8 protein-coding genes are annotated in these 15,931 nt (G+C 37.2%); 5 read left to right on the top strand and 3 right to left on the bottom strand.

What is annotated here, in order from left to right:
• Positions 1–525 precede the first annotated feature (525 nt).
• The gene (gene folP / locus BM130_RS11155; protein WP_237706067.1) at positions 526–1,302 is read right to left on the bottom strand and encodes a dihydropteroate synthase; all 777 of its coding nucleotides are present in this window, start codon (positions 1,300–1,302) and stop codon (positions 526–528) included.
• A 443-nt stretch (positions 1,303–1,745) separates the two neighbouring features.
• Here folP and BM130_RS11150 point away from each other — a divergent pair, with 443 nt between their 5' ends.
• The 5 genes from BM130_RS11150 to BM130_RS11130 all read left to right on the top strand — a co-directional run bounded on the left by BM130_RS11150 (position 1,746) and on the right by BM130_RS11130 (position 10,170).
• On the top strand, positions 1,746–2,330 hold the full coding sequence (locus BM130_RS11150; RefSeq protein ID WP_010526131.1) for a DUF1599 domain-containing protein: 585 nt from the start codon (positions 1,746–1,748) through the stop codon (positions 2,328–2,330).
• A 20-nt stretch (positions 2,331–2,350) separates the two neighbouring features.
• Entirely contained in the window at positions 2,351–3,574 is a 1,224-nt protein-coding gene (locus BM130_RS11145) for a BT_3928 family protein (RefSeq protein ID WP_010526132.1), read from the top strand.
• Positions 3,575–3,596: 22 nt separating this feature from the next.
• Positions 3,597–4,352 (top strand): triose-phosphate isomerase, encoded by a 756-nt coding sequence (gene tpiA, locus BM130_RS11140; RefSeq protein WP_010526133.1) that lies wholly within the window; start codon positions 3,597–3,599, stop codon positions 4,350–4,352.
• 272 nt (positions 4,353–4,624) lie between these two features.
• Entirely contained in the window at positions 4,625–5,485 is an 861-nt protein-coding gene (gene prmA / locus BM130_RS11135) for a 50S ribosomal protein L11 methyltransferase (protein WP_010526134.1), read from the top strand.
• A gap of 191 nt (positions 5,486–5,676) precedes the next feature.
• A complete protein-coding gene (locus BM130_RS11130; protein WP_237706068.1) occupies positions 5,677–10,170 on the top strand; it encodes a hypothetical protein in 4,494 nt (1,497 codons plus the stop codon).
• On the opposite strand, the gene BM130_RS11125 is transcribed toward BM130_RS11130, so the two are convergent.
• Together BM130_RS11125 and BM130_RS11120 are read right to left on the bottom strand one after the other, a co-directional pair.
• The gene (locus BM130_RS11125) at positions 10,154–13,819 is read right to left on the bottom strand and encodes a PAS domain S-box protein (RefSeq protein WP_010526136.1); all 3,666 of its coding nucleotides are present in this window, start codon (positions 13,817–13,819) and stop codon (positions 10,154–10,156) included. The two genes, BM130_RS11130 and BM130_RS11125, sit on opposite strands and share 17 nt — an antisense overlap.
• Positions 13,820–14,290: 471 nt before the next feature.
• Positions 14,291–15,205 carry a DMT family transporter gene (locus BM130_RS11120; RefSeq protein ID WP_010526137.1) on the bottom strand — a complete coding sequence of 305 codons (915 nt, stop codon included), beginning with the start codon at positions 15,203–15,205 and terminating at the stop codon, positions 14,291–14,293.
• Between the last annotated feature and the right edge of the window lie 726 nt (positions 15,206–15,931).

Raw genomic sequence — 15,931 nt, 5'->3', positions numbered from 1 at the left:
ATCCCTCACCCCTTAATCCCCTAAAGGGGAAATTTCCCAACCCGCAATCATAAAATCGATAAATCTCACTTCTGCCTTCTGCCTGTGCACTTCTGCCTATATCATTTTATACATGCTCTTTTGTGGCAAAAGTCGCCATGCTCGTTTCATTCGTATATAATTTATTTAACTCATTGGCCGAATGGAACTCGCATGGCTTAATAAAATTTATACATGTTCTTTTGTGGCAAAAGCTGCCATGCTCGTTTCATCCGTATAAAATTTATCCAAGTTATGGGCCGGATGGAACTCGCATGACAAAGAGTTTTATACATTCTCTTTTGTGAAAATCTCTCATTGTCATGCTCGTTTCATCCGTATAAATTTTACTTACTTCATTTGATATATTGTTTCTTAAAAGTAGTCATTAGTGGTTAGTCATTAGTCACTAGTCCATTAACACTAATGACTGTTGACTAATAACTATTGACTTCTTCTGCCTTCGGCCTGTGCACTTCTGCCTTAGTTTTGTAGGTCAGGCTCATTTTATTCCATAATTTTTGATACTAATTTAACACATTCTACAGCTTCTTTCACATCATGCACCCTTAAAATGTTTGCTCCTTTGGTCAAAGCCCATGCATGCAAAACAGTGGTACCATTGAGAGCCTCCTCGGGTTTAGAGTTTAGTGCATTATATATCATAGACTTACGCGACACCCCGACCAACAGAGGCAACTCAAACATCCTAAACTGCTGCAAATCCCTCAATAATTGATAATTATGCTCTAGAGTTTTACCAAATCCAAAGCCAGGGTCTATTATTATATCAGCAACACCCAATGCTCGTAACTGGTTAACCTTTTCCGACAAAAACAACAACACTTCACCGGTAACATCCTCATATTGGGGGTGCTTCTGCATATTTTGAGGTGTCCCCTTCATATGCATCAATATGTAAGGAACATTCAGTCGTGCAATGGTCTCAAACATGGCTGCATCCATCATCCCGGCAGAGATATCATTAATAATATCCACCTCATATTCGGCTACCGCCTTTTGAGCTATGGTACTACGAAACGTGTCAACAGATATTATAATGTCAGGCCAACGCTTTCGAATAGCGTCCAATATTGGCCAAAGGCGACGTCCTTCTTCCTGTTCCGAAACATCATTGGCACCGGGACGAGACGAATAAGCGCCGATATCAACTATTACGCCGCCTTCCGATATTATCTCCTCCACCCGTTGCACCGAATCATCCAGTGTGGTAATCCTGCTTCCGGAATAAAAACTGTCGGGCGTAAGGTTTAAAATTCCCATCACTACCGGCTTAGAAAGATCTATTAATTTGCCTCGGCAATTTATTGTAAACCTATTGGCTAAACAACTATTTTTTACTTCAAAATTCTTCATCCTTCTGCTTATATCATTTTAAATATCAATATTTTTTTCAAACATCCGGAATAATAATTCAAGAGAATAAATGAAACGAACATGGCAGCTTTGGTCATTAAATAAGATGCATAAAATTGGTTAAGCCATACGAGTTCCTTTCGGACAACAACATAGATAATATTAATACGATTAAAAGTTATTTCCAATCATGAAACCAGTAAAGCTATATCATGCCGCCTGCAAAATCGTTTTGAGCTTATAGCCACCAAACAACCCATTCAATTGTCCGACCATTAAATGACAAAAATAGTGCGTTAGCTCCATACTTTACACAGCTTTTTTGTATTTTTACAGCTCAAAATAAAACTATGCCCGAAAAAACAGACCAACAATACGAACATGTCATTTCGCTGTGCAGGGATGTTTTCAAAAAAAAAATGAAAGATTATGGCACCGCCTGGCGCATCCTTCGTCCCAGTTCCATGACCGACCAGCTATTTATTAAAGCGCAGCGGATCCGCAGCATCGAAACTAAGGGTCAGGCAAAAATTGATGAAGATATTCGTTCCGAATTTATCGGTATAGTTAATTATGCCACAATGGGGCTTATCCAGCTGGATTTGGGTCCCAGCGATCAACCATCCATGAAACCGCAGGAAGCAATAGAACTTTACGATAAATATATTTATCAGGCTAAACGATTAATGGACAACAAAAATCACGATTATGACGAAGCCTGGCGAAATATGCGTATCAGTTCGTTTACCGATCTTATCTTAATGAAAATACACAGAACCAAACAAATCGAAGACAATCATGGTAAGACCATCGTGTCGGAAGGAATAGATGCCAATTATATGGACATCATTAATTACGCGGTTTTTGGACTTATTAAACTCGAATTCCCTGAAGATGATATTGATACCTTTTCTTCAGAAAAGGAAATTAATTAACCTCAAAACAAATCAGTAAAATGTGGAATTTTTTACGAACGTTTAGCCGTATTTTAGTTGGTTTAACATTTGTTTTTTCCGGCTTTGTAAAAGCCGTTGATCCGGTTGGAAGTAGTATTAAATTCCAAGATTATTTTCAGGCCTTCCATTTTGAATGGTTATCGCCGCTTAGCCTTCCTTTGGGGATAGGCCTGGCCGCACTTGAGTTCGTTATGGGCGTTTTGCTGGTATTCAACGTATTTCCGCGCCTGGCAACCACTGCTGCCTTTTATTTTCTTAGTTTTTTCACGCTGCTCACATTGATTTTGGCCATCTTCAATCCAGTGACCGACTGTGGGTGTTTTGGTGATGCCATTAAACTGACCAACTGGCAAACCTTTTGGAAGAATATGATTATTATGGTTTTCGCAACCTTCTTATTTTTCAATAAAGACAACCTTATCTGCTCATATTCGCTAAAACGTCAAACTATTTTTGGGGGAATAACTGTAATATGGATTATAAGTATAGCAATATATAGCTTAAATCACCTTCCCATTTTGGATTTCAGACCTTATGCCATCGGAACTCATATCCCTTCAGGCATGGAAATCCCGGAAGGGGCTCCTCAGCCGGAATATAAAACCACATTTATCCTTGAAAAAGACAATATCAGGAAAGAGTTCACCGAAGAAAATTATCCCTACGATGATACCACCTGGGTTTTCATCGACAGTAAAACAAAAGTTATTTCTGAGGGCTACCAGCCCCCAATTCATGACTTTGTATTGCAACACCCACTTGAAGGCAACATTACCGATCGATTAATGGATTTGGATGTTCCTCTATTTCTTGTGATTTCGTCTGACATCACCCGGTTAAAAGAAGAAACCGCCCTCCAATTGGCTGAATTGCAACAAACGGCCAATATGCAGAATGCACAATTTTACGTTGTTACATCCTCAACCCTGGCCGAGGCAGAAAAAATCAATCAAGAGTACCAAATAAATTTTACCTTTCTTCAAGGTGATGAAACCAATCTGAAAACCATTATACGCTCTAACCCCGGACTGGTAATGATTCTTAAAGGGACCGTTGTTGGTAAATGGCATTTTAAAGATCTGCCCAAGCCATCTCAAATGGAACATCCGCTTAGTTTAGCCATACAACAGCAACAAAAAAAGAAGAATAATTTATTAATCTTCGGCCAAATGGCAGCCCTTGTCTTCGCAGCAGCTATGATTTTGAATTTTAGAATTAAGTAAAACAATAAAACAAGCAAAAACAATGAGACAAAACATTGTAGCCGGAAACTGGAAAATGAACAAAACCCTGCAAGAAGGAGTTGAATTGGCTAAAGAACTCAAGGAAGCCTTGCAGGCTCAAAAACCTAATTGCAGAGTAATTATTGGAACTCCTTTCATTCATCTGACTGAAGTTTGTAAAATCGTTGACCAAGACCTTATAGGTGTATCAGCTCAAAATTGTGCCGATCATGAGTCAGGGGCCTACACCGGTGAAGTATCGGCTCAAATGGTTAAATCAACCGGTGCCACTTACGTTATTCTTGGTCATAGTGAACGTAGAGCATACTACCATGAAGATAATGCCATTTTGAAAACAAAAGTTGACCTGGCATTGAAAAACGGTTTAACGCCTATTTTCTGCATCGGAGAGGTTCTGGAAGAAAGAGAAAGTAACAAACACTTTGATGTTGTGAAAAGCCAGATTGAAGAAGCATTATTCCACCTTTCTGCAGATGAATTTAAGAAAATCATTTTAGCTTATGAACCTGTCTGGGCTATTGGAACCGGAAAAACGGCTTCTCCTGAACAAGCGCAGGAAATGCATGCATTTATTCGCAAAACGTTGGCAGAAAAGTACCAACAAAGTGTTGCTGATGAAATTTCAATTCTTTATGGTGGTAGTTGTAAACCATCAAATGCCAAGGAACTGTTTGCCAATCCGGATGTGGATGGTGGTTTAATAGGGGGGGCTTCTCTTAAAGCAGAAGACTTCATGGGTATTATTAATGCTTTTTGATTTTAGATTTCGTCCCTATTACAAATCCTAAAATTCTATTTAGGTTAAGTTTATTAGGACATTAAGGTATAGGCAGAAAGCAAATTCAAAAAATAAAATGATTATTATTTTTTGTTTTTAGAATCAGCCATACAATTAACCAAGTTGGTGCCAAATGGTATTTCTACTAATTACCGTTTGGCACTGTTTGTATTTTAGGAGGTTAATAGAAATACCCTCTAAAAATTTGACCTTAAAAGCAAACCGGAACCAAAATTTATTATTGTGGACAAATGGATTATTATATAAAAACAACAATTAAAATAGAACCTGTTGACGCCATAGCCCGGGAAATTCTGATCGCCCAGTTAAGTCAACTGGGATACGACAGTTTTATGGAAACTGATTCAGGTGTAGAAGCTTATATCTCATCGCAACAATTTTCACCAATTAATCCCGAAAACCTGCCATTTCTCTCTTCGCCTCAATATCGATTCTCTATCTCAACCGAAAAATTAGAGGAAAAAAACTGGAACATCGAATGGGAAAAAAACTATTTTAAGCCAGTCATTATTGATGGGCAATGCCTGGTGCGGTCCACATTTCACGAAGCGCCGTCACAAAAACCGCCATACGAAATTTTAATTAACCCCCAAATGTCGTTTGGAACCGGACACCATGAAACAACCACTTTAATGGTTCGACAACTACTAAAGATGGAGTTGAAAGGAATGAATGTATTAGATATGGGGTGTGGAACCGCCATTTTGAGTATTCTGGCTTCGCTTCGTGGCGCATCCAAAATTACCGCCATAGACATCGATTCATGGGCCACCCAAAATGCCATTGAAAACCTTAAACTCAACAAAATAGCCAATGTCGTGGTCGAACAGGGCGATGCATCTTGCCTTAACAACAAAATGCCTTTTAATCTTATCCTGGCCAATATTAACCGAAACATCATTCTCCAGGATATGCCCATCTATGATAAAGTCCTCAAAAACAATGGATATGTATTACTCAGCGGCTTCTTTAACTCCGACTTCGAACAAATAAACAAAGTGGCTAAAAAACTAAATTGGCAACACATTTCCACAAAAGAACAAAACAATTGGATCGCTCTATCGTATAGAAAAAACATCACAGGCAAATAATATTTGGCCGGTAAATTAGAAAAGGAATCTATTCTCTTTACCCGGCTGCTGTCTGATAAAAGTGTATTCATAACCAACATAGGTTACTATTTTTTAATTTAATGGATATATTATTTCAATTAGAAAAATTATTCCATAAGACATTATATTGTTTCTTAGGCACGCTTTTGAATATGAAAAAATTCAATTGTTTGTTCAATAAACCCCGAGCAGCTTATCATTTTATTTTATTATTTTTCTTTACCTATTTATCGGCTTTTTCTCAAAGCAACGAAAATTATTTTTCCTCCTCAGGCGAATCTGAGTATTTCAACAAAATAGAATCCATTTTCAAAGTCTCAGCCGAAAAGAAAAGAGCCAAAGAATTTTTAGACCATTTCGAAGAATTCTGGAATTCACCATCCACTTCCGATGATATTAAAACAACTATTATCGAAATATCAGACAAACTTTATTTAAAGCAGGCAAGAGCCTTCCCCGACTATTATCTATTTCTCGAAACCATACAATCATTTGTAAATAATGGTGCACCCAATCCCAATTTTTATACGTGGAAAGAGGCAGCCCTCAATTTTCTTAATCAACGGCGATATTATGTTCGCCATTTTGTAGAGCTGCTAAATATCACAAAGGGTATCGTAGAAGAACAAAAAATTTACAGCACTTCAAGTGTAAAATGGTATTCCAGAAACCCTGACTATACTTTCAAATTTGAAAACGATTCTCTCTTTTTAGTCCTCAACAATACCACTCTGGTTTGCCACTCTAAAAACGATAGTATTCAAGTTTTTAATACAAGTGGCAGGCTTAACGTAGTTACAGGAATTTGGGATGGTACTTCCGGCAAAATAACCTGGGAAAGAAGTGGTTTCCCCGAGGATAAGGTGTATGCCACATTTAAGCAATACACCATTAATATGAACCGTCCCGACTTCGAAGTTCAAGATGTCACATTCTACAATAAATATTACTTTAACCAATCACTAATAGGAAGGGTAAAGCACAAAGTAATGTTTATACGTGAACCCTCTGCAAGTACCTATCCCCAATTCACCTCTCATAAGCAGATGTTTCAAATCGAAAATATTCATCCGAACATAAATTATAAAGGCGGCTTTTCCCAACATGGAGCTAAATTTTTGGGTTCAGGGACCAATTCGCATCCGGCAACCATTACCATTTTCAGAAACGACCAAGCTTTCATCACAGCAAAATCACTTATTTTCTCGCTTCGTGATGATGAAATTTTGAGCCGTAAAACCCAAATCACCATTCATCTCGATACCGGTGAAATACGTCATCCAGGCCTGGAATTTAAATTTATGGTTCCATCGCGGGAATTATATATGATAAGGAATGGAGAAGGAATTTCTCAAAGTCCATTCTTTGATACCTATCATAATGTCACTATTGATTCAGAAGTAATATACTGGCAATTAGACACCGACTACATGGAACTGAGAATGCTTCCGGGTTCCGCAAAAAATTATTCATTCTTTGAATCAATGGATTATTACCGTGAAGCATTTTTTACCAAACTTCAGGGAATGGACGCCATTCATCCTCTTTTTGGCCTAAGAAAGTGCTATCTCCAAAATAATAAACAACCTTTTTCAGCAGAGCATTATGCCCGGTACCTCAACAAACCGGTTAGCCAGGTCAGACAACAGCTCCTTCAATTATCGTTTTACGGATTTATTGACTACAATACCAACACCGATACCATAAAAATTCAAAAAAGACTGAATGACTATATCCTCTTTCGAATGGGGAAAAAAGACCATGACGTCATTCGTTTTAATTCCATAACCCCCAAAAATATTCCCAATGCCCGATTTGACCTGAAAAATTATGATTTGGCACTTAAAGGCGTCAATAACATCTCTATCAGCGATCGTCAAAATGTAAGTTTTATTCCGGATAACCAGGAAGTTACACTTAAATACAACCGAAATTTCAGTTTTAACGGCAAAATCATTGCAGGGATGATCGAACTCTTCGGTGATGGTTTCTTTTTCTCATACGATGACTTCCGGATTGATTTAACAACTATCGATTCCATGCGTATGAATATTGGAACAGATCAAATTGATCAGTACGGCCGACCTGTTCTTCGCCCCATCGACAATACCATTGCCAAATTATCCGGTTACCTCCAAATTGATACAGCCAACAATAAATCAGGGTTGGTTCATTATCCCAAGTTCCCGGTACTGGTCAGCAACAAAAAATCTTATGTCTATTATGATCGACCCGACATTCAAAACGGGGCGTATACAAAAGAAAATTTCCACTTTGAAATTCAACCGTTTGAGATTGACAGTCTCAACGAACTAAACAAAAGAAACATCGTATTCAACGGGACTCTTAAAAGCAATATCTTTCCTGATATACAAGATCAACTCCGCGTGCGCAAGGATTTCTCTTTAGGTTTTGTGAAACAATCACCTCCCCAAGGCTATCCCATATATCAAAATAAAGCCACTTTCACAAATATCATTGATTTAAGTAACCAGGGACTTATAGGAAAAGGAAGCCTACGTTACGGAAATACAGTTGCCGATTCGGAAGCTTTCACTTTTCTGCCCGACCAAACAACGGGTATTGCACAATCCTTTTCCATTGAACCTCAAACTACCGGCATTGAATTACCCGATGTGCAGGGGAAAAATATATCTATTAAATTCCTCCCCTTCGAAGACCAACTACTCGCCAAACAAACCGACAAACAATTTATTCTTTTTAACGAAGAAACTGCGTTAGAAGGTAGTCTCGTCTATTCTCCAAACGGACTGGAAGCTAGTGGTAAAATTTTAATGCCTACCGCCAATCTTATTTCAGAGAAAATGGATCTAACACATCACGCATTAATGGCCGACAGTGCCGATTTCCACCTCGTTGGCGGCCAAAACGTGGACGGGATATCTTTCAAAACCAATGACCTTAAAGCTCATCTCGATTTTGAAAAAAGAATTGGACAATTCCAGTCCCGGGATTTAGCCAACATTGTTGAATTTACCGATAACAAATACATTGCTTATATCAATGCCTTTACCTGGAACATGGATAACAATGAAATTGTGATGGGTGCCAGTGGCTCCGAAGGCAATCGCTTTGTCTCGGTACACCGACGTCAGGATTCTCTCGACTTTATTGCCCCTATAGCTGTTTACGACGTACAAAATAAAACCATTGTTGCAAAGGAAGTATCCCATATTAATGTTGCTGATGCCGACATTCTTCTTAATGACGGAACCATTCGTATCCATCAAAATGCAGAAATGGAACCACTCGACTCAACCATCATTTTAATTAATGATTCACCTCACCAATTTAAAAATGCACAAGTATCCATTGAAGGGAAATACAGTTATAAAGGTTCGGGAGAATATGATTTTGTTAACGGAGATAACAAAACTTACACCATAACCTTTAGTAACATTACCTTCGACGATAAAAACCAGACAACTATTGCCCAAGGAACTGTACCGGACGATATTACTTTTAACCGACACTTTGCCTTTAAGGGTGATGTGGAATTAAATGCCAAAGATCCCCTTCTAACCTTTGACGGTGGCACACAACTATTACATTCATGTCATCAATTGGGTCCACAGGACTATATCCGATTTACAGCAAAAATTAACCCCAATGACATCCAAATTCCCATTGAAGAAAAACCCGTTAATACGGATATGGAAAAACTGAGCCACCATTTTTTTCTGCAACTCGACTCTACTTACCTGTATAGCACCTTCCTGGAAAAAACAAATGGGATAAATAATTCTACTGTATTTGATTCTCATGGCTATCTGAGATATAACGAGAATTTAAACAGTTTCGAAATCGCAGAAAAAGAAAAGTTGGCTTATCCCGATTCGGCCGGCAATATTTTACGTTTCGACAGTAAAGGATGCATCGTTTCCGGGACGGGGATCATAAATACTGCCCTTGACTTAGAACAGGTAACATTACATAGCTCCGGCGTTATTCGGCACGACAGAAACAACAATAAGGTAGATTTTGAGGCCTTATTTGGTGCTAATTTCATGCTCGACCCCAATAGCATTCAAACAATGGTTGACATTATCCTCCAATCAAAGGCGCCCGATGCTCAGATCGATAAATTAACGTTGGAAAAAAGATTAAGAGAATGGACCAATTCAAATAGCGCCCAAAAAATTGTCGAACATTTAAAGCCGGCATCCGACCTTTCTGAGGCTCTGTCACCTGATCTGCAACATACGCTCTGTTTTTCCGACATAAAATTTGAATGGGATACTCCGGCACGCTCTTATTTTACCAATGGGAAAGCCACTCTGGCCTGGATAGAAAATCATGGAATTGCTAAAGAAGTTGATGTAAAAGCCTTAATCAAAAGAAGCAGAGGAGGAAATTCTTTCGAAATCCACATTCAGGCAGATGACAATAACTGGTTTTTCTTTAGCTACAATAACGAAAAAATGATGGTATTATCATCATCCAAAGAATTTAATTCGGCCATTCAAGCGCTGGATATAGAACAACGTAAAATGAAAACCGGATTGGGACAAGACAATTATATCTTCCAACTTGGAAACAATAACCGACTAAAAAAATTCATGGACTTTTTTAATCAAGATGTGAATAACAGCAATCAAGAAGAGCTGATCAATCAAGATGAATCAACTAACGATGAAGAGTGAAATAAAAAACAGAACCTTTTCCATAGGTAGATTTAAGCCAAATTTTCCCACCCAGCATTTCTACATGACCTTTACATATGGCGAGGCCTAGCCCGGTACCCCCATATGTTGACTTTGTGCTTTTGTCGGCTTGTACAAATCGATCGAATATTCGATTTTGAATTTCTTGGGGTATTCCTATTCCTGTATCTTTAACATAACATAAAATTTCATCCTCCCTTTCCAATTCATAACCAAACTCAACACTTCCATGTGATGTAAACTTTATAGCATTACCCAGCAAATTAACAAAAATTTGCCTCAATTTCAGTTCATCGGTCTCTATGCTCACATCTTCATCGGAAGCACTTTTGGCCATTTTAAGTTCGATCCCTTTTTCTTCGGCTTTTGATTTAAAGATGGTAAATAATTCCTTAAGCAAATGGTTCAAATTCACCAAAGAAAGGTTTACCTTATCCTGATTGGTTTCAATGGCTGATAAAGTCAATATATCGTTTACTAAGTCGAGCAACTGACGGCCACTATTTACAATAATAGTTATAAACTCCTTTCTTTCTGAATCAGTAAGATGATCCATCCCCAACATCTCTGAAAAGCCAATAATTGCATTTAATGGAGTCCTGATCTCATGAGACATATTTTGCAAAAAGGCCGTTTTTAACTTTTCACTTTCTTCCGCTTTCTCAATGGCAGCGCTAAGTTCATCATTGATCTTCGACAATTCTTCGTTCATTGCCATATATTCTTCATTTAAGGCAGCATATTCTTCATTCTGACGTTTTAACAATTCCCTACTTTTCTGAAGGGCTATTTCGGCCTCCTTTTGCTCAGTGATATCTCGCCCTATACCAATAATCTCTTTTAAATGCCCTGACTTATCAAAAACAGCAGTATCATTCCACGAAATCCATCTCCATCCATTTACTGTCTTCGCACGTTGCTCTATTGTTACCTGATATGGCGGATTCAATAATTTTTTCATGCCTTCTTTAGTCTTCTCTCTATCTTCGGGATGGACTAATGGAAGAAACGCCTTATTTAACAACTCCGATTCTGATTTTCCAAACAATTTGCAATAAGAGGGGCTTACATAAATCAAAAAACCATCCTTATCCACTTTAACCACCAAATCATTTTGGTTTTCGACCAACAACCTGAATTTTTTTTCACTTTTTCTAAGAGCCTCTTCCGCTTTAAGACGATCTCTTATATCCCTGCCTACTCCTAAAATAGAAATAACTTTTTGTTCTTTATCGGTTAACAATGTTGTAACCACTTCTACCGGCACCGAACCACCTGATTTAGTTTTAATCTCCAACAAAATATTTTTAACCCTCTCAGAATCTTCCCCTCCTTCAAAACGTTCTATCCTTTTGGCTATTCGATCTTTTATCTCATCGAAAGATTTCTTAGAAATGACTTCTTCCAATTTTTTTCCAACCACCTCATAATATGAATAACCAGATATTTTTTTTACCGAAGGACTGATATAACTAATTCGATTAGACCGAATATTGTAAATGGCAATAAGATCACCGGCATTTTCAGATATTAGGCGATACCGTTCTTCACTTTTCTTAAGTTTTTTCTCGGCTATTACTTGCTTGGTAATATCTGAAAAAAAGGTGGCAAACCCTTTATCGCCCCATGGGGCAGCAGATATTTTCATAAATTTATTGGCCGGTTCAAAATAAACATCAAAAATCACTGATTCTTTCTGCTTAACTACCTTTTTAAAATATTGTATGTACTTTGACCAACCTAATACTTTTTGTGCATCTTTACCAACAACTTTATCATAAGAAAGGGTTGTTAATGTTTCAAATGATTTATTAACATCCTGAATTATAAACTTATCAGGATTTCCATCCCGATCAATGGTGGCTTTGTAAAAGGCAACTCCTTCCAACATATGTGAGAAAAGAGACATAAATCGGCTCTGACTTTCTCGAAGTTTGGCAGAAAATTTATCGATTTGTTTCTCTAAAAGATATCTTCTATTTATAAGGATGAAGAAAATGACTGATACTACAATACTTACCAATAATCCTAAAATCAAAACCGAAAAAAAAGTTTTATTGCCATATACTTTGTAATACGCAGACAAAGGGGTTACTAAAATTCTATACATCTCACCAAAAAAGAAACCATAATACCCATAGCAATATGCATCTTTATTCCTGAATAGTGGCAGAAAAAACAATTTATCATCATCACACCTTTTTCCTTCCTGTCTATCTGCCGGTATTAGTGAAACCTGGAAATAGGTATCATTCCCTGCATTTTCCGCAAAAACATTATTAATAAGCTTTGTAAAATCTACAGCAAAAAACACAAGCCCGTTAATATTCAGGCTATTATCCTTTGTTTGTAAAAACAAATTTACCCTCTCCCGGTTATCGTTAAAACGACCATGAACAACGGTGACACACTCACTGTTAAGAGTCTCCCAAACAGGTTGCAGCTTTAAAGAGTCTCTCTCTATAGTAAAAAAATCCACTCCGGATACTATTGCTTTTGGCGAATAAATATATTCCAGCTCATAATGGTTATCCCTGATATGTTTGGCCCACCCTACAGCATCAACAAATGGATAGCTTATGGTTTCTTCGATATAATGAATGAATTCCTCGTTTGTAACCCTCTCACTCACTTCAAATAACCGGGCCAAACCTTGTAATGCAATATGAATGGTTTTTATCGATTCTGATATAGCAGTTCCATGTGCATGGGCCTGTTGTGAAAAAACCGTACGATGGTATCGAAAACCATTTTGATAAGAAACAAAAGCTATAAATAAAGAAATTATAAGACCAGATAATAAAATTAAGACACCTTCTCTATAATGAAATATTTCTTTGTAAAATGGCCTTTCTGATTTTTTCTTCCTTTTTCGTAACCATCTGGCATTAATGAATACTATAATCAGCAAAAACAAAGTAAGAGCTAAAGGAATCAGTTTCACACGAAATAAATTAGACTTCCATAATCGAGCAGAAATACTAACACCTATAATTGATAAAACCTCTTTTTTGTATTTATCAAACAAAGGAATATAATAGGTTACATTTTCCCCGAAACCATCCTCATTTATATTTGCAAATTGAATGGTACAGGTTGAGACTACCCTATCTAACAGTTGTACGTTGTAATGATATTTGCTTCCCGGCTCAAAATAGGTACTACCATCAGGCAAAAGGCTCATCGGCCCTAAATAGTAGTTGGCGCCCCGCTTTTTCAATGTGTAAATATGTGTAATTCCTGTATGGTAAGTATAATTGTTTAATAAATCCGAAACGATCTTAAAATAGACCGTCTCTTTGTCTTCGTTGGAAAATGTTAGCTGTTCTATATATTCGGAAGGAAAAAAGGTTAACAAATCCCTTGACCGGTTCATGAAAACATCCTGCATATAAACCTCCTGTCGGCGTGATACTTCACCCGAGATCACCCACCCACCAATCAAAATAATTAATGAAAGAATAATAATTGTAAACCGCCGGTTAAGCCACTGGGGAATTAAATTTTCAGATAAGCCATCAGAAGTACTTTTTGATTTGTCTTCTTTTATTTGGAAAAACAAAACAACTATTAAAGCAATTGCAAGAAATGCAAAAACATAATCAATATATCGAATAATGGATAACATTAATTGAGTATTTAGAATAATTCTATCTGCCTCATTCTAACTACCTAATTTATGATTTTTTGTTAAAAAAGCAATGCACACCTAAAATACTCACCTTCTCTCTGGTGATTTTATGCATAAATTAATATCTACAACCAACAGGGTTGTAATTACTAAAAATGGGGAAACCCTAAACTACCATCCACTAATTGTTAATGAATAGTCCGCCCATTTCACCTTTCCACATCCACCCTATTCAAGATTAACGTCTTTTGTCTTTCTCATTCTTTGGCTTAAGGCGACTTTTGCAATTATTATTTTTTACGATTTTTTGACTTTTAGGTTATAATACTGTATTCAAGAAGTTCAACGATAAACTTAATATCTTAAAAAACGTTAGTTATGTTTTTCTTATTTACCACAAACCTTACGTCCAAGCTAAAATCTGTTTGATTATTGTTTATCAGTAAAACAACCACTCAACAGCAAAAATTATTTTTTCTTTTTACGGTCAATGGCACCAATAGCCAGCATTGCCCCAACAAGAACCATTGCTGCACCCACATACGACATTGCCTGAACCGGAGGAGCAGTAAACCAAGTAACCTGGTTCCATAAAAGCACTTCCATCAAAATAAAGGTGATTACCGGATTTATGGTAATTACCATACTTACCTTATTGGCATCGGCATACTTCAAGGCCAACGATAGAGAACCGTAAGCAACCAAAGTGTTACCACCCAAAAACAATAACAATACAACCTCCCATATCGATTCAATTTCTAATAAAGAGGAAAAATTGGCAAATGGTAAAAAAAGAAGAGCAGGAACACCATACAGAATTAAGTTAATTTGTCCGGAAGAAATATGTCGAACCAGAATTTTGTTTAATATGGCATAGGCAGTCCACGCCAAAGCACCTGTTAATACCCAAATAACACCTTCGTTTAATAAGTCAACATCACTTACAATGGTTTGTAGTTGTTGGTAATAAAAAAAAATAAAGCCAATCAGCGCCAAAAAAAATCCAATGGCTCTAAGCCGCGTCAATTGCTCTTTAAATATCAAAAAGCCTGTTAGTGCAAGCATTATTGGACCAATTTGTATCATAACCTGTGTTACGGCAGGTCCGGCATAATGAACACCCTGCATAAAACCAATGTAGTTTACCCCTAACAATAATCCAGCTAAAAGCAATAATAACGGAGGTTTTTTTAATATTAACAATTGGCGGCGGCTCTTTATACCAAAATAAGCTATCAAAAAAGTAAACGCCATAGTGAACCGCCACCATACTATTGTATAAGAATCGAAATAGTTTAATGAAACTTTTAATACTATGGCTAAAACACCCCATAACAGGGCAGTAATTGTAGCATAAAATAGACCTTTTGAAGATTGACTCATAATTCTTCTTTACCAAAATAAAAACATTTATCAACCATATTTTTAGCACACAAAATCCTAATGTGGATGTCCGTCAAATTTTACTTATTTCAAGATTCCTTTTCCAGAACTCTAATTCCTATATAATTCAATCAACACCTCACCATTTAATATTTTCAACTCTAACAGTGAATTCCCTTCATTATTAAGAAACAATATTGGCCGAATAATAAACACTATTCCAGATGATTATTGATTATAGTCCTTTTCTTCATAAAAACCAAAAGTATTAGTGGCCTACACCATCATTTAATTTAAAAGCAAAAATAACTTTTTATTATTTACTATTATATAATTAAGTTTCCTACAATGGAACACCGAAACATGCGACTGTGTCACATCGAGGCAGGCGACTGTGTCGCATCGGGGCAGGTGATTGAATCGCATCGAAGCAGGTGACTGTGTCGCCTCTATGCAAGCGAGTGAGTCACCTTTATGCAGGCAATTGTGTCGCATCGAGGCAGCTTTAAATCTTTTCTGCCGGTTCTTTTATTTCTTCTCAATATAATACAACAGGGCAATTCTCACCTATTTCAACTCTGCGCCTCTGCGTCTTTGCGTTTTTGCCTTGTTACGGTCACAAAAAAAAGCTCCGACTCATTTTCATGAATCGGAGCTCTATTTTCTTTTAAAGTCGGCGGCGACCTACTCTCCCGCTTTTACGCAGTACCATCGGCGCTAACAGGC

Source organism: Thermophagus xiamenensis, assembly GCF_900112795.1.
GTDB classification, from domain to species: domain Bacteria; phylum Bacteroidota; class Bacteroidia; order Bacteroidales; family Marinilabiliaceae; genus Thermophagus; species Thermophagus xiamenensis.
This window is presented reverse-complemented; position numbering and strand designations above follow the sequence as displayed.